Origin of the sequence: Bdellovibrio sp. GT3 (assembly GCF_037996765.1) — a bacterium.
GTDB lineage: Bacteria > Bdellovibrionota > Bdellovibrionia > Bdellovibrionales > Bdellovibrionaceae > Bdellovibrio.
Window position 1 is genome coordinate 1,546,702 of record NZ_JBBNAD010000005.1, and the last position, 24,964, is coordinate 1,571,665.

Here is a 24,964-nt window from a genome sequence, read left to right on the forward strand (position 1 = left end):
ACAAAGTTTGCCAAGGTGCAGGATATTCGTCAATCCCTCTGGAGCTCATATATGTTTTGTTTTATTCTGAGAGGCATCAAAGCGAAGGAGCGTTATTATGAGAAAGCTATTAGGTATCTTACTTTTGTCTGTCACACTCTGGGGCGTTATGGCTCAAGGAGCAGATCGTATGATCGTAGTCAGCGGAACTTCTGAAAAAGGCTTGGATCCAAACATGGTTAGTATGACTGTGGAGATCTGGAGCAAGGCGCAAACTGCGAAGCAAGCGCAAACTCTGGCAGCGAATCAGTTTAAAGACGTCAAAAAAGTTTTCGATGAATACAAAATCAAAAAAGAAGATATTCAAACAGACAACTACGCTCTGAACCCAGAATACGTCTATGACCAAAAAAACCGCGCCAATAAAATGGTCGGCTTCCGTGTCGTGCAGACTTTGCTTGTGACATTGCGTAAGGTGGATGATGCCGGTAAATTCCTGGATGCCTTGGTTACGGAAAAAGCAACGACCGATGCGGGTGTGAATGTGAATTCCATCAATTGGGATTCTGATAAACGCGATCAAATGGAAACAGCGGCATTGGCGGATGCGGTTCGCGCAGCCAAAGTAAAAGCAGAGGAAATTGCGAAAGCGGCTGGAGTGAAGATCAAAGGTGTATCCCGTATCAGTCATGGATCCCAGTCTCATCAGCCACCAATGCCGGTGATGCGTAATTTTGGGATGAAGGCGGCGATGGCAGACTCTGCTCCGACAGAGCTAAGTGCTGGTCAAATCAAAGTGCGCGTTGAAGTGACTGCGGAATACGAAATCAACTAGTACTTGCGGGGTTTCAGATAGAAGCCCATAAGTTCACTGGTACTGACGAAGGATCCGTCTTTAAAAGTACAGCGATCCAGGCGGTGCCAGTCTTTTCCCACCTTGAATTCCACGATCTGTGGTTTTCCATCAAGTTCCCGGCAAATGTTAAAGCCGGGATTGCTGGTTGGGTTCATAACTTTCTTTTTATCAATCAGCTTATTTGCATTAAAAGCACTTTTGCACTCCAGTGTCTTGCAGGCAGGGGAGGTCAAAATGTTTCGATCTTCGTTATAGCAATACGTTGTTGCCACTTCAGTGGTTTTGCCATTGGTTGTTTCGCGCAGGAAACCTTTTTCACAAACCAGTGGAGTTTGGGCAAATGTGGTTAAGGTTAGCAGCGTTAATAAACTACTTAACATAGCTCAACCCCCAGGTGCGTGACATGAGATCCGGTTTCGGCATCCATATCATGCCTTTTTTGCATTCAAGAGTGCTGTCATAGCCAGAGCAGCCGGCACCGTAAGAATTGCGCAGCAGGTATTCACATTGGCCCGTTGAATCATTGAAACGACGTCCAACGACTGATAACGCATGAGACGCGGAGTTTTCGTAGGTCGTTGCCGGAGAACGACGATCACTCAACCCATTGGCGTCAATCGAGACACCGACAGGATTCTTGTTGCTAAGCTGTTCATCCAGGGCCTGCGCATAGTCCAATTCCGGACTGTTGCGAGCGAGTTTGTCGTATATCTTTTTATAGTAACCCTGTTTGGTGATAGTGACGACTTCGTATTGTGCAGGAATTCGCTGCTTACAGGACTTCTCGCGAAGGTTGTTGATGAAGTCTCTTTTGGAGGATGACTTTACAACTTCCTGAAGATCCGAAAGAGTTGCGCCAGGAAAAAGTTTTTTTGTTTCTGCATAAAGACTGTCGCATTCCTGGCGTTTGGCGGCAATGGTAGCCCGGCCCCAGGAATCCAGACTGCGTAAAGAGTCCGCGAAAGTTCCGCCACTATTGTCTTCGCTGGACAGGTCCTTTTCCAGACAGAGTCCTTTTCTTTGCATGCTTTGCAGTGAATGACTGAACCAGCCGCCGTTGAAATCCGCGGCCGTGGATCCCTTGACTCCTCTTTCAATACTGTCGAGCCAGTTGTCCTGATCCTGGAGTGCGATGTCAGCGGCAGAAATATTTTTCTTCATTTTATATGAAAGTAAATCAGCAGCGGTAAAGGCATAACACCAACCCACGGAATCCTGGTTGCGGATTGGCGGCATCTCTTTACTCATATCCACGGGTGAACACGATTTCTTTTCGTTCGCAGCCGCGGCAAGTCCTTGTGCTTTTTTCTGGGAAAGATAAGCTTCGTAATCGGTGTTGCCGGTTTTCTTTGCGTAGTTGATAAAGTCTTTTTCGTGCTCTTTTATTTCGCCGTACTGGGATGCCTTTTCCAGGTTGGTTTTGATTTTGCTGAATTCTTTTTCACGGGATTGTTTGGCCATGGAATCCAAAAAACCGTCGTCCACATTTAAAACGTCCTTGGTTGTTTTGCCGCATTTCTTGATTTGGGCTTTTAACAAGGAGATGGAAAACGTCGAGTCCGTCTTGTCGTAGCTGTCTTTAAGGATGCTGAAAAATTCCTGAGCGCTGGAATCCGCGCAAGGGTCCTCGCCAAACGGGCTTGCGCCGGTTTGGGCTATGGCCCCTAAAGAGCCCAGAAAAATGAGGACGAAGAACACTAAATTCATGGAATCATTATCGGTTCCTTAGAGCCAACAGGTGAGGGGTACGTCCAAGAAATTAACAAATTTGAATGCCATGGAAGCACCACGTGAGAGGATTTCTGTAGTCAAAACCTTAGGGCTCCTTTAATTTCATTTAACACGACTAAAGGAGTGCTTTTCAAATGATCGAAATGCTATCGAATCCACAAATCTGGATCGCGTTTTTCACACTATTCGCCTTGGAACTTGTTCTGGGGATCGACAACGTTATTTTCATCTCCATCTTGGCCGGCAAGCTTCCAAAAGAGCAGCAGGACAAAGCCCGCGTGACGGGTCTGGCTTTGGCCGTTATCACGCGCGTGATCTTATTGTTCTCGCTCAGCTGGATCATCGGTTTGACGGAACCATTATTTGCAGTGTTCGGTCAGGAAATTTCGGGTCGTGATTTGATCCTGCTTCTGGGCGGTCTGTTCTTGATCGTGAAAAGTACCATGGAGATCAATCACAAGCTTGAAGGTGTTGAAGGCAGTCAATCCAGCCACGTCGCACACTCTTTCAGTGCCGTGATTTTCCAGATTCTATTGTTGGACGTGGTGTTCTCTTTGGACTCCGTGATTACAGCGGTAGGTATGGTTAGTGAGATCAGCGTGATGGTCGCAGCGGTGGTAGTTTCAGCAATCGTGATGATCGTTTCTGCAAAATCCATCAGCAACTTCGTGGATTCCCATCCATCACTTAAGATCCTGGCTTTGAGCTTCCTGTTGATGATCGGGTTCACGTTGATCGTTGAGGCTTTGGAAGTGCACATTCCAAAAGGTTACGTCTACTTTGCGATGGCGTTCTCGGTGGGTGTTGAGATGCTGAACATCAAGATGCGTAAACAAAAGCCGAAACAGCCGGTTAAATTGCGTGAACGTTTTACTGATGAAGAAGCAGTAAAAAAATAAGAGTCTTAATATTCAAACTAAAAAGGCCTCCTTAGGGAGGCCTTTTTTTTTGCTTAAAGACTTACTTCGCTTGTACCGGGAACAAATAAGTCGTCGTCATCGCAGACTTCTCAGTGATCGAATGGATTTCATAGATCTCGATCGCTGTCGCAGTTTTTGCCAAACCTTTTTGCTGAAGATATTCTTCAACACGTGGATATACTTTCAAAGGTCCGATGCCCGGGGAGCCTGTGAACACCGCCACCACGTAATGGCTTGCTGGAATTTCGCCTTCTTTCATGTTTTCTGGAACATCGGTCGGCATGGCTTCGATCAGGCAACCTACTCTTGAGCGCAGGCGCGCTTCTTCAACCTGGCGAGGATCATCCAGGTATTCACCGAAAGTGCGTTGGCAAACAGTGCCTTTGCTGGCCATGAATTTTTCAACTTTTTCGATCACCTTGTTCACTTTGTGGTAAGGGCCGACATGTTCAATGTAGAGGGTTTTAAACGGACCTTGCTGAGCCTCGGAAATTTCCACACCTTTAAACGCCCCTAGGTAAGTGGCAAGGTAACCGCCGAAAGAGGCAACCATCACGATAACAAAAACTATAATATATCTCATTGTCTTACTTCCATTTGATTGAGCAGCCCATGGAGGCTGTCTGTTCTTCAGATACTTTTTGATTTTTTAAAAGAGTTTGCACGGCATTGTACAATTCACGCTCGGTGACCTTGCTGGCATCCTTCCAGGAATTATCCAAGCGGCCACGGTAGGAAAGTTTCAAATCGCCATCGTAGACGAAGAAATCCGGTGTGCAAACCGCACCGAACGCTTTGGCCACTTCCTGTGTTTCATCCACCAGGTAAGTGAAAGAATAGTTTTTTTCTTTCCAGCGTTTTGCCAGGGCCTCAAAGGAATCTTCAGGATGATCCTTCGGATCGTTCGAGCAAATGCCCACAACATGAACGCCATCTTTTTTTAAGTCAGTTCCAAGCTGGATCAAACGCTCTTCAACCGCCTGCACATACGGGCAGTGGGCGCAAATAAACATAACCACCAAAGGCTTCCCATTGGAAAAGTCCTTCAGGGAATATGTTTTCCCATCCACCGCCGGAAGTTTAAATTCTGGTGTCGAATTTCCTAAATCAGGAAAAGGAGTAAAAGTCGTCGCCATTACAGTTCGCTCCAGTTGATCTTTTTAGCGCCCATGTACAAAGAACCATCCGCTTCCATCGCCGTGTACTTTTCTTTCAACAATGGGTGAAGATTCAAAGCGTGCAACAAGGACAGTTGATCCGTCGGACTTAGTGGCTGATCACAGTGTGAAGCCGCATCGGAGAGTTCAAATACCAAGCGGTCCAAAAACGCTGTGTAGTCCTCACCCAATAGGGGCGCGCCCTCGGGCAGGGATTGCAAAATACTTGTCGATGTTTCCACATTTGCCGGTGATGACGTCACATTGACACCCAGACCGATGATGAAGCGGGCTTCATCACTTTGCGCGACAGTTTCCAGCAGAATGCCTGCCACTTTTTTGTCGCCGATGTAGATGTCATTCGGTGCTTTTAGATTCCATTTCAAAAAGGGCCAAGTTGTAGAGCACGCGCGATACACCGCCAAGCCCACCAGGCACGAAGCCGTTGGTTGTGGCATCATCGGCAAAAGGTATGACCAGGAGCTTAGTAGTGAAGAACCCGCTGTGGAATCAGTCCACGTGTTTTTACCACGGCCACGGCCAGCTGTTTGATGATCTGTTACGAACAGGCACAAAGCCTCTTCCAGTAAATCCTCCTCGAACGCCAATTCTTTGGCAGTGAGGTTGGTGCTTTCCTGCTGAGCTTTGTATTCCACGTGCAGGTGATTGTTGCGCGCCCATTTGGCCGTCACATCACCGATGCGGATTTCGCTCATGGGATTTTCGTTCACAGTTTTTCCAGCCACTATTCCTCCCACGCGAAGATAAGGCTTACGTCAGCAACCGGTGCTGAGTGTGTCAAAGCTCCGACGGAGATATAAGTCACGCCAGTTTCAGCGACCGAACGCACGCGCGCCAGATTCATATTGCCGCTGGCTTCAGTTTTCACACCTTCAGGGATCAATGCCAAAGCTTGTGTCAGCATGTCGTTATCCATGTTGTCCAAAAGCAGGTGAGTGACGTTCAGACCAACGGCCTCTTTCACTTCAGCCAAAGTGCGGGTTTCCACTTCCATCGGCAGATTGCTGTGCTCACGCACGCGGTTTACTGCATTGGTGATGCCACCCATGACGGAAATATGGTTGTCCTTGATCAGGATTGCTGAACTTAGATTCATACGATGATTCACACCACCACCATGGGCGACGGCTTTTTTCTCAAGCTCGCGGTAACCCGGAGTTGTTTTGCGAGTATCGAGGATTTTGGTTTTCGTATGTTTCACCTGATTTACAAAACGGCGAGTGACTGTCGCGATACCGGACAAGTGACCCAGGAAGTTCAAAGCCACGCGTTCAGCTTTCAGAATTTGTACAAGATCGCCTTCGATCGTGCAGATGATCTGACCATTCAGAATTTCGTCGCCTTCCTCAAAATGCCATTTCACGCGGCAGTTCGGTTCCAGCATTTGCATGGTTTGTTCAAAAGGTGCAGCACCAGAAAGAACGATGTCTTCCTTGGCCTTCAGGCGTGCGCGGCCGGATTTTGGAGTTAATGCGAGTGACTCAGTTGTGACATCGCCTTGGGGCATGTCTTCTTTGATGGCAGCACGGATCAGATCAATAAGTGTCATAAGACCTCACATATAGGGCGTACCTTGATGTGAGGCCAAAGAGAAAAAGGTACTAGATAGATTTCTCGGTTTCGCGCATGAGTTTGTTCAACTCTTCGCGAACGATGCGCTCCGCGATCTCAGGAAGGAGTTTCCAGCAAACGGATTCAATCACTTCGCGAGCTTCCTCACGAACAATCTTTTCCATCATTTCGCTGGACAAGTCCATCTTGGATTGGGTTTTGGGCTGAGCATTAGTGGCAGCGGGTTTTGCCCCTGCAGCACTTGGTTGCGCTTTGCCAGTGGAAGGCCCTTTATTCAGGGTTTCCATCATTTGATCCTTGACGGATTTTTCAACTTTACCCAGGAAGGAATCCTCTGGCGGTTTCGCTGGAGGCGCTTTAGCTGCTGCTGGAGCCGGTTTTTGTACTAAATCCGGGCCATTCTCATCAAAGCTGATTTCCTCAAAGTTCCCTGAAACTTCAATGTGGGCATTTGATAAATCCTCGTCTTGAGGAATTACAAATTTAGACGCAAAGTCGTCAGGTTCATTCTGTGGGATATTTAATTTAAATTTTGTTAAATCCTGGTGAGCCCAGCCGCCCTCGTCCATTTCGTCCTGACCGCGTGGTGTGGTCAAAGGAACCGATGCGAATTCTTCGCCCGGGACATCAAGGCTCATCGCTTCGTCTTCGCTGATTTCAGGGATTGCATCCAGGGTGTTGTACTCTGGATCAGCGGCAGAGATGCCGGCGTCCATTTGAGTTTCGCCACCTTCAGAAGGCATTTCCTCGAATTCAGGCATTTCAGGGAATGTTAAATACTGGCTGACAGGATTTTCCGCCGTTTTTTTTACCAACTTGTTCACCAAACCACGCAAGTGTTCTGCATCGAATGGTTTTTCCAAGCGGTCATCGGCTCTGGAATCAGTGACCTTGTTTTCGTCGATTTCCATGAAACCACTCCACATAAGTACAACCGGAATATTTGTGGTTTCAGAATCGTTTTTAAGTTCCAGGCTGACATCGTAGCCGTTTCTTTTTGTCAAAAGTACGTCTGCAAAAACAATGTCTGGCTTAAAGCTTTTAGCGACAGGTAAAACATCAAGACCCACTGGGACCGCTTTCACCTCAACGGCGAAGTCGGACAATGCCAGTTGCATTACCTTTTTGATTGTGGAACTCTCATCTGCAAGTAAGACGCGTAAAGCCATAAGCAAAGTTAAATAGGATTTTGGACCTGAGTCAAGGAAACTCTAAGAATGAACAGAATTGATCGATATACCTCTTGGCTTTTCTTTGGCTACTTCCTGGGTGGCCTTTTGATATTCCTGACTTTGTTCACGGCCGTCGACGCGATGTCGACGATTTCCCAATACAAAGACGTCAGCACGGCGACCTTTTTTAGTTATTACCTTTACTCTTTCCCTGACATTATTTCGAAATTGCTTCCGGTTGCTTGTTTGTTGGGCACGATTTTGACCCTGACAAACCTGAACAAGAATAACGAACTCGTTGCGTTATTTTCTGCCGGAATGAGTTTGTTGCGTATTTCGACCCCAATCCTGCTGTGGGTGATTCTGATCTCCGCCGGCGGTTATTTGATGACGGACCGCCTGGTGCCTCGGGCGAACACGCAGAAGAATTATATTCTCTATTATGAACTGAAAAAAGAACCGCATCGTTTTTCGACGGTGAAAACCAACAAGATCTGGTATCGCACCAAAGACTCCATTTTCAATATCAAAACCCTGAGTGCCAAGGGCGACCGCGCACAAGGGCTGACGATGTATTTCTTTAGTGATGACTGGGATCTGGTGCAGATGATCACGGCGCACGATGTGGTTATCAACGGTTCCCAATGGCTCTTGGAAAAAGGAACAGTGACCTTGTTTACCAAGGACTCCAGCTTTCCTTTGACCACGGATTTCAAAGACAAAAGCATCGTGATGGCAGAGGACTCCAAGGATTTGCAAAGTGCGGGGCAAACCGCCGAAATGATGTCCCAAGGGGAGCTTAAGCACTTCATCAAAAAGAACAAGGATGCGGGGTTGGATACGGTTGCCTATGAAGTGGGCTACCTGTCTAAAATGAGCTTCGCCTTCGCGGGCCTGGTCATGAGCTTGTTGGGCCTGCCTTTTAGCGTGGGGAGAGCTCGTTCCGGGGGCACCATGTTGAACCTGGGTATCTGTCTGGGCTTGGTTTTCGCCTATTACGTATTCTATTCGTCAGGGATTACCCTGGGGAATCAGGGGGCAGTACCTCCGGTGGTGGCAGCTTGGGCTCCGAATATCTTAATGGGCGCTTTGGCCTTGGTCCTTCTCAAAAGGCTGAAACGCTGATATAATGGGGGCCACTTTGGAGGCCCTATGATCATGAAAATCCTCACTTTCCCAGACCCGAGACTTCGCGAGGTTGCTGACCCTGTGAAGCCTTCCGAGTTCGGTACGCCGGAGCTGAAACAGCTTCAAGAGGACATGATTGAGACCATGTACGATGCCCACGGTATCGGATTGGCAGCGCCTCAAGTCGGCGAACTTCGCCGCATGATCGTGATCGACACTCGCCCTAAAGACGACAAAGGTCGCCGCTACAAAGATGAAGAGATGACTGATCTTGAAAAACAAGTGGTGCAACCACTGGTTTTGATCAATCCCGAGATCGTTAAAGGTGAAGGCAAAACGACTTTTGACGAAGGTTGCTTGTCAGTGCCAGGTTACTACGAAACTGTTGAGCGCTATGACTACATCGAAATGCGCGCTTATGATGTGAACGGCAAAGAGTTCGTCGTGAAAACTGACGGTCTACTGGCAATTTGCATGCAGCACGAGTTGGATCATTTGGAAGGTACTTTGTTTATCGACCACTTGAGTTTCGTAAAATCCAACAAGATTAAAAAACAAATTCAAAAACACGGCTATCCTACACGTGAACAAATGGAAAAGGCCCGCAGCAAAGAACTAGAAGGCGAAGAGCGTGAGTAAAGTCCGCGTCTGCTTTCTGGGAACTCCAGAATTTGCTGTAACATCTTTGAAAGCTCTTCTAGCAGATAACCATTTTGAAGTCGTCGGAGTTGTGACTCAGCCGGATCGTCCGGCGGGTCGAAAAATGCAACTCACGCCCAGTCCGGTGAAAGTGCTCGCACTTGAACACGGTTTGAAAGTTATCACTCCTGAATCCCTTAAAAAAGATCCTGAAGCCGTCGCTGAAATTCGCTCCTGGGGAGCCGAAGTTGGCGTGGTTGTGGCCTTCGGGCAAATCCTTACGCAAGACTTTATGGATTCCTTCAAGTTTGGCTGCGTGAATGTGCACGGTTCGATTTTACCTCGTTGGCGTGGGGCAGCCCCGATTCAGCGTGCGATTGAAGCGGGTGATGAAGAATCCGGTGTGGCTTTGCAAAAGATGGTCAAAAAATTGGATGCGGGGGATATCATTGGTATTCGCCGTGTGAAGATCACTCCCGAAATGCATGCTTTGCAGTTGCACGATGTGCTGGCTGATTTGGGTGCTGATTTGTTGCGAGTGGAGTTGATGGATTACGTGCGCGGAAATCTGGCGCCGACTCCGCAGGATGAATCTTTGGTGACGATCGCTCCTAAAATTGACAAGGCCGAGTCACAGGTTGATTGGACCAAGTCTGCAAAATCCATTGATGGAAAAGTGCGCGGCTTTGTTTATGGCCCGGGTACTTACACTTTGCTTGATGGTAAAAAATTGAAATTGCATGTGGTGCGTCCTTTGCCAGCTTCTGGTGCGGCAGTGCCAGGCACCGTGACTGCGGTGGATGCGGATTCCATCACTGTCGCAACGGGTGATGGACTTTTGAAATTGCTTGAAGTTCAGCCGGAATCCCGCAATCGTATGAAGGTGTCTGACTTCTTAAAAGGACATGCACTTAAACCCGGAGATAAAATTGGCTAAAATGGTTGCTCCCTCTATTCTGTCCGCTGACTTTGCTAATCTTGAAAAAGAAGTCAAAGCCATTGCGGCAGCGGGAGCTGACTGGGCCCATGTGGATGTGATGGACGGGCACTTCGTGCCGAATCTGACCATCGGTATTCCTGTTGTTAAAGCACTTAAAAAAGTTTCTCCGATTCCGCTGGATGTTCACTTGATGATCACTGAGCCGGAAAAATATATCGCAGACTTCATCAAAGCCGGTGCTGACTATTTGACGATCCATGTGGAAGCGACTCGCGATCCCGCGTCGGTGCTTCGTCAAATCACGGCGTTGGGTGCAAAAGCGGGGATCACTCTTCGTCCTGGCACTCCGGTGGAATCTGTTCTGCCGTTATTGAATTTGTGTGATTTGGTTTTGGTGATGACCGTCGAGCCGGGGTTTGGCGGACAATCCTTCATGCACGATCAAATCGCGAAGATCTCCAAACTGCGCCACGAAATCGACCAGCAGGGTCTTAACTGTCTGATCGAAGTCGACGGCGGCATCACTGACGTCACAGCCAAGCTTTGTCACGAAGCCGACGTGTTTGTGGCAGGCAGCTACGTCTTCGGCAAAGACTACGCCCAAGCAATCGCTTCCCTTAAGTAAATCAAAAGGTGCCAGGTCCTGAGTCAAGATGTCATACGTCGCTGGACTGTCTGGTTTATGGCGGTTATGTCCTTAGCGATTAAGATCGTAGTTACTCTTCTCCAATGTTTGTAATAAGCTCTCCTTATGAAGCTGGTTCCTCTTGTCGGTTCATTGGTTTTTTCCAGTATGGCGGCGATGGCAAACACTGGAGCACTGAATACTGTCGTACCCGACGGTATGGCTGCACCATTGTTGAATGAACAAAAATCCGGAGAAGTCGAGGGCATCATTGCCGACTACAACAGGGCCCTTTTTAGAATACTTAAGAGGGACGGGAATGTGTCAGTAATGACTCGCTATCGACTTCAAGAATATCTGCTAAATGGAAAAGTGGATTACATTTGTTACGCATCCAAAGTTTGGGTCGAGGATACGGAAAAATTTATTTGGACAAAGCCTTTATTCACTAAACGTGAAGTTCTTCTTGGGCCAACTCCGATGCCAAAAGATCCTAAAAAACTTAAGGGCAAAACTATTGGAACCATACTTGGCTATGTCTACCCCAAACTGGATCCGCTATTTCAGTCGAAATGGCTTCAGCGTGAGGATGCCTCGAGCGAGTTTTCGAATCTCAATAAGTTAAGATACGGACGAGTCAAATATGTAGTAACCGACGAAATTTTTATAGAGTACTACAACTTTCTAAACAAAGACCAATCCCTCGATGAGGGTCGACAAAGAATACCTCTGCAAAAGTACGATGTCTCTTGCTTAATAAGTCGCAAGAGCTCACTGACAGTTCAGGAATTGAATCGGGCCATTAGCAAATTAAAATCCAGCGGCGAGCTAAAGAAGATATTTAAAAAATACGGTGTCGATCTCCATTAATAACTGGAGGTAACAGTTCCCTTTTTGTACTGCGATGCGGAACCGCTGCGGTTCCGCGATGTGTTGGTGTCAGCTTAATTACGAATTACACAGTTTACGGGGAAAGTCTGTCCCATGACGAAGAAGAAGCCCTGCATTTGGTTTTCGAAACCACTGGGTGTCAGGGATACGAGGAATGCGCCACGCTCTGAGGTCAGGTTCAGACTCATGCTGCGATTGGCTAGCAAACGACTGACTTCGGTCTTCTTAATGGCGATTTCATTTTGATCAGCGTATTGAATCACTCCCTGCGCAGTTCTCAGGTGAGTAGAGAAGCTCACCTTCAAGGATATTTGCTCTTCCGGTAAATTACGGCCGATGAAGATTTCTCCCCAGCCATAACCTTTATCTGACTTGCACAGCACGCTGCTGATCGCGAATGAGCGAATTTGCAACAGTCTTGTGGAAACCGAATAGGTCGAGTCATTGATTCCCATAACTCCCAGGTATTCATGAAGTACCAGCAAAGAGCGGAGCTCCAAGTTCATTTGGGACCAGGCTTTGCGATTGAAGATGATGCGCTTTTGACTTGGATAGTTGATGGCGTCTTTAGGCACGCCGTCCAGGATCAATTGTTCATCTGTGGATTGAATTTTTGTGGAAGCAATGGCTGCTTCCAAGGAGTCCACGTCAAAGTCTTTATGTTCTGAATAAAGAATCTTGTAGTAAACCTGACGAGCCAGCTCGACAAACTCCAAAGAAACATGATCGCCACCGTTGCCAACGACACGTGGTCCCGCCTGAGCCGCAAGTGATAGAAGAATTAGACATGCTGACAGAAGAAGTCTCATACGCTATTCCCTTTTTTATCCATGCGGAAGAACTGCATCGACATTTGATAAATCGAATCTTTGTTGTCGGTTTCCTGATAGAATTCTTTGGAAAAATAATTTTGAAACTCACGAATGGCCTTTTTTGCCTCGGCCATGCGATCGGTATTGAAGGCTAATGTCGTGCTCATAAATTCACGCTGATCGACTATTTGCTCGTGTAAGGCGCGTTGGCCCAGTTGCAGTATCTGTTCGTGAAACTGGCGGATAGCGATACTTGGAATATCCATGTCGGATTCTGACTGGGCGGAGACGGCCTGCATTTTACCGTTTTCAATCTTTAAGTGTCCGTGTGAGACCAGCTCATCCAAAGCGCGGCTGACCGTGGATTTGGGCAGGCGCAGTCTTTGCGCGATATCCAGTTCATGATGTTTAAAGTCGGGGAGTTCTGTAAGCTCCAAGATCGCCAGATGGTACCAGCAGCCAGCGCGTGCAAACTCCTGGGCTTTTACTTTGCGTATTTTTTTAGGCTGAATTTGTTTTAATTCAGACAAAGCACGCGCGCGCTCCGCACCTGAACGTGCATGAGCTGCGCGAGAACTGAGTTTGAAAAGTTCAGCGTCCTGGCGGCTGAGCGACAGGATTGTAACGATTTTTTCAGCAGTGGCTTCGGACAGGCCCTTTTTTCCAGCCAGGAATTCAGAAAGCCACGAGTGGCCCACGTCAAGATCCCGAGCGAAAGATCGCAGCGAGTAATGCGGATTGACCTGCATTCTTTTTGCGAGCTCCTGCTTCAGATATTCATGATGGAAAAAGGTTTCTGTCTTACTCAAGGTCTTAGTCCCAAAGTTTTTTGTAGCCTACGATTTCGCAAACAGGAGTGCTGTCAGCGTCCCAGGCAATAGCGCGAACTTCGTAGCCATTATCCATAGCTTCAACTGTGAATACTTCTGCAACAACGGAAGGGTCAGCAGAGTTAATGGCAGAAGCCTTCGTGATACGAAGAGCTTGTTTGAACTCTGGGGTTGCATCTTGAGTCAAATATTTAACAAGGTTCAATGCCTTTGCGCCGCAAAGTGCCTGGCCTGCGTTAGCGGACATAGAGAAAGTCATAGCGATTAAAACGAAGAATACGGATTTCATATTTAGCTCCTGGTTAGTGTGTTTTTTCTGAACTCAGGTGTAGCATTCAGTATCATGAAATCGCGATACTTCAGAGATCATTGTGGTCGCTGATCTCTAAACTCAGAGACCACCTGTAAAAACTCCACAACCGTCCATGTTTTAGACGGTGCCAGGTCCTACTTCTTATTGCGATGCGGAACCGATGTCGGTTCTGCGATGAGTTGTATGGGTTTGGTGAGTTGCGATTTTAAAGCGGCAAATCCCGCGGCGGAATCTTTCCGTCTTCAAGGTAAACCATAACATAGTTTTCAGTCACCGCTTTCAGTGCACTTTGCACGCGTCGGGAAACCGAAGGAACCAACATCGAATACGCGATGTTCATGTCGACGAATTTAAAATCTTTGGTGTTCTTTAAAGATACCGAAATGTTTTGCGCTTGTGATTCATTCAAATCCACGGCGCCAAACAAGAAACTTAAATACTCGCCCTTGATATCTTTGTTGGGGATGTAGTCGATCGCCAAGACGTGGGTCGGGGTGATGATGATACCGAGGTTTTCCTTCACTTCGCGAATGAGTCCTTCCATCGGCGACTCTTCGGCTTCAACTGTGCCTCCCGGCAAAATCCATCCTGCGGAGTATGAAGGTTGCACCAGCAGAGCCTGGTTTTTATAGAACACCAGTGCGCCGGTGCTAATGCGTTTGCCAGGGAGTGATTCATAATATTCTTTGTCGTCTCTAAAGGCGGGTCTAGCCATCGGGTCTCCTTGACCTTGTACTCAGGTGATTCCAGAATTGTAGAGCAAGTGTTTAGAATTTTGGTGTTACAAAAAGGAGAAGTTATGAAAAAAATGTGGCTAGTATTAGCACTGATGGTTGGATTCTCAGTAAATGCAAAAGCGGATATTTTGATTGAGCCGTACTTGGGTTACGAGATGGGTTCGCATACAGATTATAGCCCGACAGGTAAGACTGAGTTAGTAAACATGGGCGCGCGCCTAGCTTACAAAACTCCGGTTATGTTGTGGGTGGGTTTGGATTACAACTTGGGTGTAAGTGGTAAATATAAACCAGATGGCGCGTCTAACTATGATGCAAAACGCAACACTCTTTATGCAGTAGCAGGTATTGACCTTCCAATCTTGCTAAGAGGTTGGGTTGGTTATGGCGTGATGAGTGAAATCAAACTCGATGGTACTGGCAATCCAAAAATCGAAGGTAAGCCAGTGAAAATCGGTGTTGGCACAACACTTCTTCCATTCATCTCTTTGAATCTTGAGTACACAATGGAAAACATCGACAAAATTAAAACAGATTCTGGCGATGTTGCGGATAAAGGTAAAATGGACTCATGGATGCTTTCTGTGTCCCTGCCTCTTCAATTCTAATTTCGATTTTCAAATATCGATTTTCTAAAAAGCCGGCCCAGCGCCGGCTTTTTTCATTTCACCCCACAAAAAACGCACCGCATCCCCAAAAACCGGCTGGCGCCTTTTGGATGCGCGGTGCGTCTTTGTGGGTCGGCCGTGCCTTTTTCGGGGGTGTTGGGCTAGGATCGGGACCTTGTTTTTACGAATGAAATTAGGAGCTCCCGCCATGCAATTGACTGGTGAAAATATCACGATCGAAAATCTCTATAAAGCCGCACACACACCTTCCATGAAAGTGGAGTTGGCGGATTCTGCTCGCGCGGAAATGAAAAAGTCCCGCGACTACATCGAGGGTCGTATTTCCAGCGGTGAAGTGATGTACGGTGTGAACACCGGGTTCGGTGCTTTCTCTTCCGTTAGAATTTCTGATTCCGAAATCGAGCAACTGCAAAGAAACCTGATCCGCTCTCATTGTATGGGCATCGGTGCTCCATTCACGAAAACTGAAACTCGCGCGATGATGATTTTGCGTGCGAATGCTTTGGCGAAAGGCCACAGCGGTATTCGTCCGACAGTGGTTGATAAAATTCTGGAATTCCTGAACAACGACATCATTCCTGTGGTTCCATCCCAAGGTTCTGTGGGTGCTTCGGGTGACTTGGCTCCGTTGTCTCATTTGGCTCTGACAGTTATTGGTGAAGGCGAAGCGTGGGGTAACGATGGCAAGCCCGTTCACGTGACTGAGTTATTGAAACAAAAGGGCATAGCCCCGCTGGAGCTGAAAGCGAAAGAGGGCCTTTCCATGATCAATGGTTGTCAGGTGATGACATCCATCGGTTTGCTTTCTTTGTGGGAAGCGCGTCGCTTGTTGTGGATCGCGGACCTTGCCGGAGCGATGACTCTGGAAGGTATGAGAGGTTCCAGAAAACCATTCGATCCATTGATTCAAGCAAGCCGCCCGCATGCGGGTGAGGGTAAAACCGGTCGCAACTTGATTAAAATCATGGGCGCAACCAGCCCGATCGGTGAGTCCCACGAAATACAAGACAACCGCGTTCAGGATGCGTACTCCCTTCGTTGTATGCCAGCAGTTCACGGAGCTGCCAAAGACGGCGTTCGTTACGCTGTTAAAGTTTTGGAAACTGAAGCGAATTCTTCCACGGACAATCCGTTGGTATTTGCCGATGCAAATAAAGTTCTTTCCTGCGGTAACTTCCACGGTATGCCTGTTGCGCACGCAATGGATTTCGCAGGTATCGTGATTTCCTCTCAGGCAAGCATTTCTGAGTGCCGTATTTCCAAATTGATCTCGACACAAATGAGTGAGCTTCCACCATTCCTGACACCAAACGGTGGTTTGAACTCCGGTCACATGATCGTGCAAGTGGCAGCGGCATCACTGGTGAGTGAGAACAAAGTTTTGGCACATCCAGCGTCCGTTGATTCCATTCCGACTTCGGCTGAAAAAGAAGACCACGTTTCCATGGGAACTATTGCAGCAAGAAAATTTGCACAAATCCTAAGAAACGCAGAGCATGTGATTGCGATGGAACTTCTTTCCGGCACTCAAGCAATCGACCTGTTGGCTCCACTAAAGCCAGCGGCAGCGGTGAAAGCCGTGCATGAGCACATCAGAAAAACAGTTCCGTTCGCAAAAGAAGACCGCATTTTCCACAAAGACGTCGAGGCTATCAAAGCCATGATGGTGTCCGGCGAGTTGATGGCGGTAGTAGAAAAAACGGTCGGCGAACTCGAGTGGTAAAAGGTACGCCGTACCTTTTGGAAATGCAGTGCGGAACCGCCGCGGTTCTGCACCGTGTATCAAAAAACCGGCAGGCGCCTTTGGGAATGTAGAGGAGTTAAGATGAAAGCATTGATTGGTTTTGTATTGATGAGTTTCTTGGTGGTTCCGGCGTTTTCAAAGACGATTTGGGTGACGGGGACAGGGAGTGCTTCGGGTTCTTGCAAGGGCGGAGATAGTTTCTGCGTTCGCAATATCGAAGATCGTGCGGAAAGAGCTGCCGAAAGTAACGCTCGTTCCACTTGCTATATCAAACAGGGCACGACTTATGGAATACCTTCTTGCTCAACACGTTGTTCGCCAGGGTATATCGCTCCGGGGAATACGGCTTGGGTTAGTTGTAACTCCAACTGTCGCTTGAACTGCGATGTTAAAGATCTCTACGACGCAGTCGAAGAATACGAAAATTAGATTTTAATACTGCGACCCTCCAGGGTCGCTTTTAGTTTTGCCTCATACAAATCCATCAAGGCTTTGCGTGCTTCAGCTCCTTCGGTAATTCCGAACGCTTCCGCAATCGCTTGCAAAGTCGCCATGCCCTCAGCTGTTGTTTCTGCGCGCATGTGATGCAAAGACTTGTTGGCTTCCTTAATCATCACTCGTGGCACCTCGGCCAATTCATGGTGACGGTAGTGGACTTTACTGGCCTGGCGCCAGTTTCCATCGGGAACAATCAATTGAATCGGGCGAGGATCCGCCGCGACAAATTCAGCATTCAATTCCAAGGCATTTTCAGATGGATAAAACAAAACCGTGCGGTATTCAGGCACCAGAAGATCACTAAGATCGACTGCATCGCCCTCGACTCCGCGGATGCGCATTTCGCTATTCGTAAGGGCGGTCACGGCCAAGCGACCCGTGTTGGTCGTGCGCTTCAGTTCCTTGGCGTGAACCACCAGGCAGAGGCGGGTTTTCAGAGTTAATTTTGGAATGGACGCGCAAATGCAGCGGCTTTTATTTAAAAAGCACACAGGACAAGGGTCTTTCGTCTTTCTTTTGCGTTCCAGAGTCATGGGCGCACTATTGATGCATCGCACTCCATTGTCAATGCCTATGGCCTTTGCTAGGTTCTAGCTCTTGTAAATTCAAAAGGAGAGCACATGTCTCGCGTCGTAAAAGCCCCAACTGGCAACAAGATGGTTTGTAAAGGCTGGCTGCAAGAAGCCGCCTACCGCATGATTCAAAACAATTTGGATCCTTCAATTGCTGAGCATCCAGAGAATCTGGTTGTGTATGGTGGTATCGGTAAAGCTGCTCGTAACTGGGAATGCTTCGATAAAATTTTGGAAGCCTTGAAAGAACTTGAAAACGACGAGACCTTGCTAGTTCAATCCGGCAAACCAATCGGTATCCTAAAAACTCACGAAGATGCACCTCGCGTGCTGTTGGCGAACTCCAACCTTGTACCTAAGTGGTCCACTTGGGAAGTCTTCAACGAACTGGATAAAAAAGGTTTGATGATGTACGGCCAGATGACGGCGGGTTCTTGGATTTACATCGGAACTCAAGGCATCATCCAAGGTACTTATGAATCATTCGTTGAAGCTGGTCGTCAGTATTTCAATGGCGATCTTACAGGTCGCGTGATTCTGACTGCGGGCTTGGGCGGTATGGGTGGAGCACAGCCTTTAGCAGGTGTGTTCGCGGGAGCATGTGTGCTAGCCGTTGAAATCGATCCAACTCGTATTCAAAAGCGTCTTGAAACAAAATACATCGACGAAGTTGCAACAGACATCGACGATGCAATCGCTCGTATCAAAAAATACACAGCAGCGGGCGAGGCGAAATCCGTGGCCCTTCAAGGCAACATGGCGACCGTTATTCATCAACTGATGGACAAAGGCTTCACGCCGGATCTTTTGACGGATCAAACTTCTGCCCATGATCCATTGGTGGGTTATATCCCTGAAGGCTACACAGTAGAAACTGCAAAAACTTTCCGCGAAAAAGATCAAACGGCGTATTTGAAAGCCGCTTATGATTCCATGGCAAAACACGTGCGTGGAATGCTGGCAATGAAGGACAAGGGAGCTGTGACTTTCGATTACGGCAACAACTTGCGCGCCCGTGCTCAAGAAGCGGGTGTTGAAAATGCATTCGATTACCCAGGTTTCGTTCCGGCGTTCATCCGTCCACTATTCTGTAAAGGTTCCGGTCCATTCCGTTGGGTGGCACTGTCTGGTGATCCGGCTGATATCAAAGTGACTGACGATGCGATGAGAAAACTATTCCCGCACAAGAAAGATCTTTTGCGTTGGTTGGATATGGCTGAAGAGCGAATCGCTTTCCAAGGCTTGCCAGCACGTATTTGCTGGCTTGAGTACGGCGAGCGTGCGAAGGCAGGTGCTATGCTGAATCAACTGGTGAAAGAAGGAAAAGTGAAAGCACCGATCGTGATCGGTCGTGACCACTTGGATTGCGGATCTGTGGCTTCTCCAAATCGCGAAACAGAAGCGATGAAGGATGGCTCTGATGCAGTCAGTGACTGGGCGCTTTTGAATGCGATGGTAAACACAGCTTGCGGAGCTACATGGGTCAGTCTTCACCATGGTGGTGGTGTGGGTATGGGTTACAGCCAGCACGCAGGACAAGTGATCGTTGCGGACGGTACTGAAAAAGCAGCGAAACGTCTTGAAAGAGTGTTAACTGCCGATCCAGCAATGGGTGTATTTAGACATTTGGACGCAGGCTATGAGCTTGCAAAACAAGTGGCGCAAGAGCGCGGTGTGAACAGCTGCTGGTTATAGTTACTTTACTGGCCGAAGTTTAAAAAACTTCGGCCTTTTTTCTCATATTCGTATTGTCTCCGCTTGATAATTTCTCTCTCATATTCAGTCTGCTTAATCTCAGTTAATTCATGTTTGCATTCTTTTGCCATCGGGCAGACCATAAAGTGTTGGTCCTAACCATGGAGGTCAGAAATGCTATCTCACAAATGGATTCTCAGCGTTGTTCTATCATTAGCACCTTTAAGTTTCGTGCAAGCACAGCCAAAAAAAGCCCCAGATCTAGTTCGAGTCGGAAATTTGAAATTCGCCCATTATGGTGCGATCAGTTACCTTCCGGAATTCTGCGGAAAGTATAATTTGAAAGTCACTGAAAGAGTTTTCGCCAAGGGCATCGACATCATGCCGGCAATTATAGCAGGAGAAATTGACGTGGCCGCCAGTGCTGCCGATGCTGCTATCGCAGGAAGATCAGGCGGAGTGCCTATCTATGCAGTTGCAGGTTTCGCTGAAGGTGGAGCGCGCATCGTGGTTCGTCCCGAGCTCAATATTAAGTCGATCAAGGATTTCAAAGGCAAAAAAGTTGGCGTGGCCCGCGGTGGGGCGCAGGAGTTGTTGCTTCTTGCAGAGCTTGCGAAAAACAATCTGACCTGGTCGGATAAAAAAGGCAAAGACGTGCAAATCGTCTATATGGCCTTCGCCGATTTGAACCAGGCCCTGCAGGCAAAACAAATCGACGCCATGGCACAGAGTGAACCGCAATCATCCCAAGCCATCAACAAGGGTTGGGGCGTGGAGCTGATGAAGCCTTACGACACACCAATGGGTATGCCGATTCGTACACTTGTGATGACCGAGAAAATGTATAACGAGAAAAAAGATGTCGCCGAAAGATTCATGAAGTGCTTCGTGGAAGCCACAAAACTTTTCATGGATAAACCCGAGATCGCAGAAAAATTCGTGGTAGAGAAAGTCTTCAAAGGGCAAATCACTCCACAGGATTTTAAAGATGCTATCGGGAACTCTCCGTATGCTTATCACTTAACAGTTGAGCACATTCAAATCACCACGGACTTTATGCATAAGTACGGGGTCGGTCGCATGGAGAAAGTTCCAAAAGCGGCAGACTGGGTGAAAATCGATCTCTTGGACGATGCCAAGAAATCCTTGGGTGTAAAATAGCGGGGAGACTGAATGGCTAAGGCAAAGGTTGATTTTAGCACACGTATAAAAGGAATTTGGGTGCCACTACTGATGGTCGCCGTGTGGGAAGCCGTGGTCCGTTTGGGCTGGGTGAATCCACAGGTGTTGCCAGCGCCGTCCGCGGTGATCACACGTTGGTATCAATACCTTATGCCGATGGAGGCCTATGATCCCGCAGGCGAAATGTCGAAACTTGAATGGATTTTTTCCGGCGAGTTGCTTCATGACCTGTGGGCCAGTTTTTACCGTGTGCTGATTGGCTGTTTGATCGGCGGCGTTTTGGCGCTACCGTTAGGGCTGGTCATGGGTGCCAGTCAAAAAGTTTACGACTATATGAATCCACTAGTGCAGGTACTTCGTCCCATCCCACCGATTGCTTACATTCCATTGGCGATCTTGTGGTTTGGCTTGGGTAATCCCCCGGCCGTGTTCCTGATCGCCTTGGGAGCCTTCTTCCCGGTGTTGATGAACACTATCGTGGGCGTGCGTGCGGTGGATTCTATTTATATCCGTGCTGCCCGCAATATGGGGGCTGGATCATTTCTGATGTTCAGAAAAATCATCGTTCCGGCAGCGATGCCATACATTTTGAGTGGCGTGCGCATCGGTATCGGGACAGGTTTCATCTGTATGATCGTGGCAGAGATGATCGCGGTGAACAGTGGACTGGGTTACCGTATTCTGGAAGCGCGTGAGTACTTCTGGTCGGATAAGATTATTGCCGGGATGTTTTCGATCGGTCTTTTGGGACTTGCGATTGATACGGTCGTGGATAAATTAAACAACCACTTGCTGCGCTGGCATCGAGGTCTTGAATAATGGCTGAAACACTAACTCAAATCAAAGTTCAGAACGTTGACAAGATTTTTCACGGCGGTGACGAGGGTAAAGACGTTATCGCACTTAAAGACATTAACCTGGAAATCCCACGCGGGCAGTTCCTGTGTTTGCTGGGACCATCGGGTTGTGGCAAGAGCACTCTGTTGAATGCTATCGCAGGATTTTCAATGCCCACGAATGGGCAGGTGTTGGTTGAAGAAAAGAAAATCTTTGAACCGGGACCTGATCGCGGCATGGTTTTTCAGGAGTACGCGCTTTTTCCCTGGATGTCGGTCGAAGACAACATCACCTTCGGATTAAGAATCAAGAAAAATGTCCCTGAAGAGCAAATTCAAAAAACACTGAACAGCCTGCTTGAGAAATTAAAACTCACAGAGTTCCGCAAACGTTTTCCAAAAGATCTATCAGGCGGCATGCGCCAACGTGTGGCTATCGCTCGCGTATTGGCGTTAGATCCACCGATTATGCTGATGGATGAACCGTTCGGAGCCTTGGATGCCCTGACTCGCAGAAGCTTGCAAGACGAATTGATCAAACTGTGGCAAGAGACTAAAAAGACCGTGGTGTTTGTAACTCACAGTATGGAAGAAGCCATTTACCTTGCCGATAGAATTGTTGTGATGACATATCGACCGGGGACAGTGAAAAAAGATCTGATCGTGGATCTACCTCGTCCAAGAAATCCAGCCGCTAACGATTTCAATGCCCTTAAGCGCGAAATCAGCGACATGGTCATGGCCGAACAAAACCGCTTCCAAGACGCGCAACTGCGCGGTTCAACAGGCGACTAAAAAAAAAAGGGAGCTACCAAGCTCCCTTTTTCATTACTGTCCACACTGACAATCTTTATACAAGCAAGATAAGACCTTGCCATGATTGTTAAACTGAAACTGGAAAATCGTGTTGTCATGCATTTCCAAAGAAGCCGTGGAGTCGTCTTTTAACAGCAACTCCATTTTCTTCTCAGCACGAGCCACTTTCCCGGTTGCCAATAGTTTCTCAACTGTATCGCCTTTGCTTAGAGGGATCTCCTCAGGCAGTTCTTGTGCATCCAGTTTATAGAACTTCACAATCTTTTTGTCTTTGGAGTTGGTGTTGTCGTCGCCGATCACATGAATGCGGCGTTTGGCACCGTCTGGCAGAACCAGGTGATAGTTCTCGACCAAAACATTTTCAGACTTAATCCCCAGGCTTTTACGAAGGTACTCGATCAAAGCTTCTGGAGTTCCCACCGCTTGGGCTGCGATTTCAGGCGCACACGCACGCAAGGATTCATTGAAAGTGTCTTTGCCAGAGTCCGCCACGACAGCCGCTGTTCCGGCTTCGCCGTGCAATGTGCTGTCAATGTGAGTGGCTGTGGCCATGGCGCCTGGTGAAGGCTGCTGATCAGTCACAGCTCCGTGCAGGATGTCCTGCTTAAGCGGGAATAGAATATGCAAAAAGTAATAATCGGCGGCGCCACCTAGAGTGAACAAAACGACAGCCGCGATAAGCCAGTTTTTTAATTTAATATCGTTCATAGTCCTTTAATCCTGTTTCAGATTCGGAACCCAAACATCCCATGATTGACAGCTTCTTGCACGCTGCGAAGGTCCACGGAGCTGGCCCCAACGGTATTGGGCTTCGTCCATAGGGTTGTTTGAGATGAGTCCCGCAAATAGGCGGCGTTTGAACTCGGCCAGATCAATATATTGTCCTGACAGGTATTCGGTGGTGCACACTGAAGTGCCATCAACCCCGGTTGCCGCCATTTTACGCGTTTCGCTGGCCATGGTTTCTTCGATGAACGGGAAGATCTTATTCAAACGGACACGCATGTCCAAACTTAACTCTGCCGCATTATTGGCAAGCACCAAATCACGATACGTTTTTCGCAAAGTCACGTAGTCGTCAAAAATACGCTGATCGCGCGAAGGCGTCGAATAGGTGTCATAGTCTGCATACTTCATGCATTTTTTTGTCGAGCGCAAGGCATTCAAGCCATCATTCACCGCGCTCACTCGGCCTTGAACACCTTGGCATGTCACTTTCATCAAGCGCGCCATCAACTGTTCATCAGTTTCACGACGAAGTGCCAAACGTCCTTGCGAATACTTCACCCAACGTTTCAATGGAACTTTGTATTGCTCTTCGCTGTAGCCAGGAACTTTCCACGCGGGTTGGCCGATGTATTGTGCCGGTTTCCAGTAGCGGAATCCTGCATTGCCAGCCGGCGTTTGATCGCCCTCGAAAACCCATTCAGGATTTGGCCAGGATTGACGTTCCTGCAACGTCGCACTTGAAGTTGCTCCAATGGTGGAGTTGTAAACCAGATGAGGCACGCCAATCGGTAACATTTCTTTGATTGTCCAGGAGTGATGATTCACCGCTGTTGTCAGAATCAAAGAACCCGCACGTACAGTGTTGCGTGAGATCGCGATCGGATACGTGTCGTTCGGAAGCGACTTGGTGCTGGTCATGTTATAGATGTACACCAAAAAGTTTTTGATTCGGGCTTGTTCGTTCTGACGATCCCAACGCGCCATTTTGTTGGAGATCGTGCGACCTGATGCCGTTGGATCCTGAATGACGAACGGTAATTTATTTTCATACGCGAAAATAAGTCGCATGGAATAAACAGTGTCAGCACAATCGGTGCGCAGTCCGTAGTAGGGATTGCTTTGCCCATTTGGTAAGCGTTTGCGGGCAAAGAAGTCTACTTGCCAGTTATTTTCAACCCACTCAGAAAAGCGATCTTCCCAAGTTGGAGACCACTCATTGACCTCTGTCCACACCGCAGCGCGAGCAAAATTAAAGGAAACGAGCACACTAAGAAGCAAAATCAGGCGTTGCATAAACTCTCCGTACATTACCGTACGAAAACGTATATTGCGTGTTTTTAAGATTCAAACAAAATGCCCCGCGGCCAAAGTTTGCTTTGTGTCATAAAGCTCGGGCAAGTGCGTATTGAATTTTAAATCGCGAATTATAAAATGATGTTACAGGTCGAATCCTTAAGGGCTCGGCGTTCTGGAGGCGTTATGAAAAGCATGAAGTGGGTTGTGGGTCTAGTGTTCCTGGCGGGGGCGGCTCAAGCAGCCACTCGAGAGGTTCCAGTGTACAGCGGCCGCAGTTTACGTGCACAAGTAGATACCTATGCGGAGCTTTTGCAGAAAGAAATGCACATGGCAAAGAACAACAAGGAACGTTTTCGCGCCATTCGCCGTGTCACTGACGAAATTAAAGTCGTTCGTGAAAATAATATGCCCCAGTCCCAGGCCGATGAAGCCTACATGGACTTAATGATGGCCGTTTTCGAGTCGGTTCCTTCAGAGAAAAATTTCAAAAAAGGTGACTGTTCTCGCTATGAAAACGATATCTTAAATCAATACGAGCCCACGGCGGATATAGAGCCGGTAGAGCCCGCTGTGAAGCCGGCTTGGGTGGCCCTCACAACACTCTGTAGATAATGCCCTTGTGATTTTCGCTCAAATACCTTATC

General features: G+C 47.9%; 29 protein-coding genes. 15 read left to right on the forward strand and 14 right to left on the reverse strand.

Annotated elements, in window-relative coordinates:
- Positions 1 to 97 precede the first annotated feature (97 nt).
- A complete protein-coding gene (locus tag AAAA73_RS14925) occupies positions 98 to 814 on the forward strand; it encodes an SIMPL domain-containing protein (protein ID WP_340599273.1) in 717 nt (238 codons plus the stop codon).
- On the opposite strand, the gene AAAA73_RS14930 is transcribed toward AAAA73_RS14925, so the two are convergent.
- Positions 811 to 1,215 (reverse strand): hypothetical protein, encoded by a 405-nt coding sequence (locus tag AAAA73_RS14930; RefSeq protein WP_340599274.1) that lies wholly within the window; start codon positions 1,213 to 1,215, stop codon positions 811 to 813. The two genes, AAAA73_RS14925 and AAAA73_RS14930, sit on opposite strands and share 4 nt — an antisense overlap.
- The gene (locus tag AAAA73_RS14935) at positions 1,205 to 2,542 is read right to left on the reverse strand and encodes a C1 family peptidase (RefSeq protein WP_340599275.1); all 1,338 of its coding nucleotides are present in this window, start codon (positions 2,540 to 2,542) and stop codon (positions 1,205 to 1,207) included. Before AAAA73_RS14935 ends, AAAA73_RS14930 begins: the two co-directional genes overlap by 11 nt.
- A 158-nt stretch (positions 2,543 to 2,700) precedes the next feature.
- Between AAAA73_RS14935 and AAAA73_RS14940 the strand changes: the two genes are divergently transcribed.
- The gene (locus tag AAAA73_RS14940; protein ID WP_340599276.1) at positions 2,701 to 3,465 is read left to right on the forward strand and encodes a TerC family protein; all 765 of its coding nucleotides are present in this window, start codon (positions 2,701 to 2,703) and stop codon (positions 3,463 to 3,465) included.
- A gap of 61 nt (positions 3,466 to 3,526) precedes the next feature.
- Here AAAA73_RS14940 and AAAA73_RS14945 read toward each other — a convergent pair whose 3' ends face one another.
- Genes AAAA73_RS14945 through AAAA73_RS14965 form a run of 5 tightly spaced genes read right to left on the reverse strand, consistent with a single transcriptional unit; the run spans position 3,527 to position 7,405 of the window.
- Positions 3,527 to 4,069 carry a GyrI-like domain-containing protein gene (locus tag AAAA73_RS14945; protein ID WP_340599277.1) on the reverse strand — a complete coding sequence of 181 codons (543 nt, stop codon included), beginning with the start codon at positions 4,067 to 4,069 and terminating at the stop codon, positions 3,527 to 3,529.
- A 4-nt stretch (positions 4,070 to 4,073) separates the two neighbouring features.
- Entirely contained in the window at positions 4,074 to 4,622 is a 549-nt protein-coding gene (locus AAAA73_RS14950; protein WP_340599278.1) for a thioredoxin family protein, read from the reverse strand.
- On the reverse strand, positions 4,622 to 5,389 hold the full coding sequence (locus AAAA73_RS14955; RefSeq protein ID WP_340599279.1) for a biotin--[acetyl-CoA-carboxylase] ligase: 768 nt from the start codon (positions 5,387 to 5,389) through the stop codon (positions 4,622 to 4,624). The genes AAAA73_RS14950 and AAAA73_RS14955 overlap by 1 nt, the downstream gene beginning before the upstream one ends.
- Positions 5,389 to 6,213 (reverse strand): carboxylating nicotinate-nucleotide diphosphorylase, encoded by an 825-nt coding sequence (gene nadC / locus AAAA73_RS14960; RefSeq protein ID WP_340599280.1) that lies wholly within the window; start codon positions 6,211 to 6,213, stop codon positions 5,389 to 5,391. Before nadC ends, AAAA73_RS14955 begins: the two co-directional genes overlap by 1 nt.
- Positions 6,214 to 6,265: 52 nt before the next feature.
- Entirely contained in the window at positions 6,266 to 7,405 is a 1,140-nt protein-coding gene (locus tag AAAA73_RS14965; protein WP_340599281.1) for a response regulator, read from the reverse strand.
- Between the two features lie 48 nt (positions 7,406 to 7,453).
- On the opposite strand from AAAA73_RS14965, the gene lptG reads away from it, so the two are divergent.
- The 5 genes from lptG to AAAA73_RS14990 all read left to right on the forward strand — a co-directional run bounded on the left by lptG (position 7,454) and on the right by AAAA73_RS14990 (position 11,610).
- Entirely contained in the window at positions 7,454 to 8,533 is a 1,080-nt protein-coding gene (gene lptG, locus AAAA73_RS14970; protein ID WP_340599282.1) for an LPS export ABC transporter permease LptG, read from the forward strand.
- Positions 8,534 to 8,560: 27 nt separating this feature from the next.
- On the forward strand, positions 8,561 to 9,175 hold the full coding sequence (gene def / locus AAAA73_RS14975) for a peptide deformylase (RefSeq protein WP_340599283.1): 615 nt from the start codon (positions 8,561 to 8,563) through the stop codon (positions 9,173 to 9,175).
- A complete protein-coding gene (gene fmt / locus AAAA73_RS14980) occupies positions 9,168 to 10,112 on the forward strand; it encodes a methionyl-tRNA formyltransferase (protein ID WP_340599284.1) in 945 nt (314 codons plus the stop codon). The genes def and fmt overlap by 8 nt, the downstream gene beginning before the upstream one ends.
- A 1-nt stretch (position 10,113) precedes the next feature.
- Positions 10,114 to 10,740, forward strand: coding sequence for a ribulose-phosphate 3-epimerase (rpe, locus tag AAAA73_RS14985; protein ID WP_340599377.1), 627 nt, complete (start codon positions 10,114 to 10,116; stop codon positions 10,738 to 10,740).
- Between the two features lie 126 nt (positions 10,741 to 10,866).
- Positions 10,867 to 11,610 carry a substrate-binding periplasmic protein gene (locus tag AAAA73_RS14990; RefSeq protein WP_340599285.1) on the forward strand — a complete coding sequence of 248 codons (744 nt, stop codon included), beginning with the start codon at positions 10,867 to 10,869 and terminating at the stop codon, positions 11,608 to 11,610.
- 74 nt (positions 11,611 to 11,684) lie between these two features.
- Here the strand turns inward: AAAA73_RS14990 and AAAA73_RS14995 are convergent, their stop codons facing one another.
- The 4 genes from AAAA73_RS14995 to AAAA73_RS15010 all read right to left on the reverse strand — a co-directional run bounded on the left by AAAA73_RS14995 (position 11,685) and on the right by AAAA73_RS15010 (position 14,301).
- Positions 11,685 to 12,440, reverse strand: coding sequence for a hypothetical protein (locus AAAA73_RS14995; protein WP_340599286.1), 756 nt, complete (start codon positions 12,438 to 12,440; stop codon positions 11,685 to 11,687).
- Positions 12,437 to 13,252, reverse strand: a complete 816-nt coding sequence (locus AAAA73_RS15000; protein WP_340599287.1) for a DUF4423 domain-containing protein — start codon at positions 13,250 to 13,252, stop codon at positions 12,437 to 12,439. The genes AAAA73_RS14995 and AAAA73_RS15000 overlap by 4 nt, the downstream gene beginning before the upstream one ends.
- Before the next feature lie 4 nt (positions 13,253 to 13,256).
- A complete protein-coding gene (locus AAAA73_RS15005; RefSeq protein ID WP_340599288.1) occupies positions 13,257 to 13,562 on the reverse strand; it encodes a hypothetical protein in 306 nt (101 codons plus the stop codon).
- Between the two features lie 229 nt (positions 13,563 to 13,791).
- Positions 13,792 to 14,301 carry an NUDIX hydrolase gene (locus AAAA73_RS15010; protein WP_340599289.1) on the reverse strand — a complete coding sequence of 170 codons (510 nt, stop codon included), beginning with the start codon at positions 14,299 to 14,301 and terminating at the stop codon, positions 13,792 to 13,794.
- Positions 14,302 to 14,385: 84 nt separating this feature from the next.
- Between AAAA73_RS15010 and AAAA73_RS15015 the strand changes: the two genes are divergently transcribed.
- The 3 genes from AAAA73_RS15015 to AAAA73_RS15025 all read left to right on the forward strand — a co-directional run bounded on the left by AAAA73_RS15015 (position 14,386) and on the right by AAAA73_RS15025 (position 17,125).
- Positions 14,386 to 14,931: an outer membrane beta-barrel protein gene (locus AAAA73_RS15015; protein WP_340599290.1), complete on the forward strand. Its 546-nt coding sequence runs from the start codon at positions 14,386 to 14,388 to the stop codon at positions 14,929 to 14,931.
- Between the two features lie 208 nt (positions 14,932 to 15,139).
- Positions 15,140 to 16,675 (forward strand): histidine ammonia-lyase, encoded by a 1,536-nt coding sequence (hutH, locus tag AAAA73_RS15020; protein ID WP_340599291.1) that lies wholly within the window; start codon positions 15,140 to 15,142, stop codon positions 16,673 to 16,675.
- Positions 16,676 to 16,777: 102 nt separating this feature from the next.
- The gene (locus AAAA73_RS15025) at positions 16,778 to 17,125 is read left to right on the forward strand and encodes a hypothetical protein (RefSeq protein ID WP_340599292.1); all 348 of its coding nucleotides are present in this window, start codon (positions 16,778 to 16,780) and stop codon (positions 17,123 to 17,125) included.
- On the opposite strand, the gene AAAA73_RS15030 is transcribed toward AAAA73_RS15025, so the two are convergent.
- The gene (locus AAAA73_RS15030) at positions 17,122 to 17,685 is read right to left on the reverse strand and encodes a tRNA-uridine aminocarboxypropyltransferase (RefSeq protein WP_340599293.1); all 564 of its coding nucleotides are present in this window, start codon (positions 17,683 to 17,685) and stop codon (positions 17,122 to 17,124) included. The two genes, AAAA73_RS15025 and AAAA73_RS15030, sit on opposite strands and share 4 nt — an antisense overlap.
- A gap of 129 nt (positions 17,686 to 17,814) precedes the next feature.
- Between AAAA73_RS15030 and hutU the strand changes: the two genes are divergently transcribed.
- The 4 genes from hutU to AAAA73_RS15050 all read left to right on the forward strand — a co-directional run bounded on the left by hutU (position 17,815) and on the right by AAAA73_RS15050 (position 22,274).
- Positions 17,815 to 19,461 carry a urocanate hydratase gene (hutU, locus tag AAAA73_RS15035; protein WP_340599294.1) on the forward strand — a complete coding sequence of 549 codons (1,647 nt, stop codon included), beginning with the start codon at positions 17,815 to 17,817 and terminating at the stop codon, positions 19,459 to 19,461.
- Positions 19,462 to 19,635: 174 nt separating this feature from the next.
- Complete coding sequence (locus AAAA73_RS15040; RefSeq protein ID WP_340599295.1) at positions 19,636 to 20,622, forward strand: ABC transporter substrate-binding protein; 987 nt, start codon at positions 19,636 to 19,638, stop codon at positions 20,620 to 20,622.
- A gap of 12 nt (positions 20,623 to 20,634) precedes the next feature.
- The gene (locus AAAA73_RS15045) at positions 20,635 to 21,462 is read left to right on the forward strand and encodes an ABC transporter permease (protein ID WP_340599296.1); all 828 of its coding nucleotides are present in this window, start codon (positions 20,635 to 20,637) and stop codon (positions 21,460 to 21,462) included.
- Entirely contained in the window at positions 21,462 to 22,274 is an 813-nt protein-coding gene (locus tag AAAA73_RS15050) for an ABC transporter ATP-binding protein (protein ID WP_340599297.1), read from the forward strand. The genes AAAA73_RS15045 and AAAA73_RS15050 overlap by 1 nt, the downstream gene beginning before the upstream one ends.
- A gap of 33 nt (positions 22,275 to 22,307) precedes the next feature.
- Here AAAA73_RS15050 and AAAA73_RS15055 read toward each other — a convergent pair whose 3' ends face one another.
- Entirely contained in the window at positions 22,308 to 23,003 is a 696-nt protein-coding gene (locus tag AAAA73_RS15055) for a hypothetical protein (RefSeq protein WP_340599298.1), read from the reverse strand.
- Between the two features lie 6 nt (positions 23,004 to 23,009).
- A complete protein-coding gene (locus AAAA73_RS15060; protein WP_340599299.1) occupies positions 23,010 to 24,317 on the reverse strand; it encodes a hypothetical protein in 1,308 nt (435 codons plus the stop codon).
- Between the two features lie 186 nt (positions 24,318 to 24,503).
- On the opposite strand from AAAA73_RS15060, the gene AAAA73_RS15065 reads away from it, so the two are divergent.
- Positions 24,504 to 24,932, forward strand: coding sequence for a hypothetical protein (locus AAAA73_RS15065; RefSeq protein WP_340599300.1), 429 nt, complete (start codon positions 24,504 to 24,506; stop codon positions 24,930 to 24,932).
- Positions 24,933 to 24,964 lie beyond the last annotated feature (32 nt).

Excerpts from the sequence above, each read along its gene's own strand:
- AAAA73_RS14925 (WP_340599273.1), top strand. The coding sequence starts at position 98 with ATGAGAAAGCTATTAGGTATCTTACTTTTGTCTGTCACACTCTGGGGC.
- AAAA73_RS14930 (WP_340599274.1), bottom strand. The coding sequence starts at position 1,215 with ATGTTAAGTAGTTTATTAACGCTGCTAACCTTAACCACATTTGCCCAA.
- AAAA73_RS14935 (WP_340599275.1), bottom strand. The coding sequence starts at position 2,542 with ATGAATTTAGTGTTCTTCGTCCTCATTTTTCTGGGCTCTTTAGGGGCC.
- AAAA73_RS14940 (WP_340599276.1), top strand. The coding sequence starts at position 2,701 with ATGATCGAAATGCTATCGAATCCACAAATCTGGATCGCGTTTTTCACA.
- AAAA73_RS14945 (WP_340599277.1), bottom strand. The coding sequence starts at position 4,069 with ATGAGATATATTATAGTTTTTGTTATCGTGATGGTTGCCTCTTTCGGC.
- AAAA73_RS14950 (WP_340599278.1), bottom strand. The coding sequence starts at position 4,622 with ATGGCGACGACTTTTACTCCTTTTCCTGATTTAGGAAATTCGACACCA.
- nadC (WP_340599280.1), bottom strand. The coding sequence starts at position 6,213 with ATGACACTTATTGATCTGATCCGTGCTGCCATCAAAGAAGACATGCCC.
- AAAA73_RS14965 (WP_340599281.1), bottom strand. The coding sequence starts at position 7,405 with ATGGCTTTACGCGTCTTACTTGCAGATGAGAGTTCCACAATCAAAAAG.
- lptG (WP_340599282.1), top strand. The coding sequence starts at position 7,454 with ATGAACAGAATTGATCGATATACCTCTTGGCTTTTCTTTGGCTACTTC.
- def (WP_340599283.1), top strand. The coding sequence starts at position 8,561 with ATGATCATGAAAATCCTCACTTTCCCAGACCCGAGACTTCGCGAGGTT.
- rpe (WP_340599377.1), top strand. The coding sequence starts at position 10,114 with ATGGTTGCTCCCTCTATTCTGTCCGCTGACTTTGCTAATCTTGAAAAA.
- AAAA73_RS14990 (WP_340599285.1), top strand. The coding sequence starts at position 10,867 with ATGAAGCTGGTTCCTCTTGTCGGTTCATTGGTTTTTTCCAGTATGGCG.
- AAAA73_RS14995 (WP_340599286.1), bottom strand. The coding sequence starts at position 12,440 with ATGAGACTTCTTCTGTCAGCATGTCTAATTCTTCTATCACTTGCGGCT.
- AAAA73_RS15005 (WP_340599288.1), bottom strand. The coding sequence starts at position 13,562 with ATGAAATCCGTATTCTTCGTTTTAATCGCTATGACTTTCTCTATGTCC.
- AAAA73_RS15010 (WP_340599289.1), bottom strand. The coding sequence starts at position 14,301 with ATGGCTAGACCCGCCTTTAGAGACGACAAAGAATATTATGAATCACTC.
- AAAA73_RS15015 (WP_340599290.1), top strand. The coding sequence starts at position 14,386 with ATGAAAAAAATGTGGCTAGTATTAGCACTGATGGTTGGATTCTCAGTA.
- hutH (WP_340599291.1), top strand. The coding sequence starts at position 15,140 with ATGCAATTGACTGGTGAAAATATCACGATCGAAAATCTCTATAAAGCC.
- AAAA73_RS15025 (WP_340599292.1), top strand. The coding sequence starts at position 16,778 with ATGAAAGCATTGATTGGTTTTGTATTGATGAGTTTCTTGGTGGTTCCG.
- hutU (WP_340599294.1), top strand. The coding sequence starts at position 17,815 with ATGTCTCGCGTCGTAAAAGCCCCAACTGGCAACAAGATGGTTTGTAAA.
- AAAA73_RS15040 (WP_340599295.1), top strand. The coding sequence starts at position 19,636 with ATGCTATCTCACAAATGGATTCTCAGCGTTGTTCTATCATTAGCACCT.
- AAAA73_RS15045 (WP_340599296.1), top strand. The coding sequence starts at position 20,635 with ATGGCTAAGGCAAAGGTTGATTTTAGCACACGTATAAAAGGAATTTGG.
- AAAA73_RS15050 (WP_340599297.1), top strand. The coding sequence starts at position 21,462 with ATGGCTGAAACACTAACTCAAATCAAAGTTCAGAACGTTGACAAGATT.
- AAAA73_RS15055 (WP_340599298.1), bottom strand. The coding sequence starts at position 23,003 with ATGAACGATATTAAATTAAAAAACTGGCTTATCGCGGCTGTCGTTTTG.
- AAAA73_RS15060 (WP_340599299.1), bottom strand. The coding sequence starts at position 24,317 with ATGCAACGCCTGATTTTGCTTCTTAGTGTGCTCGTTTCCTTTAATTTT.
- AAAA73_RS15065 (WP_340599300.1), top strand. The coding sequence starts at position 24,504 with ATGAAAAGCATGAAGTGGGTTGTGGGTCTAGTGTTCCTGGCGGGGGCG.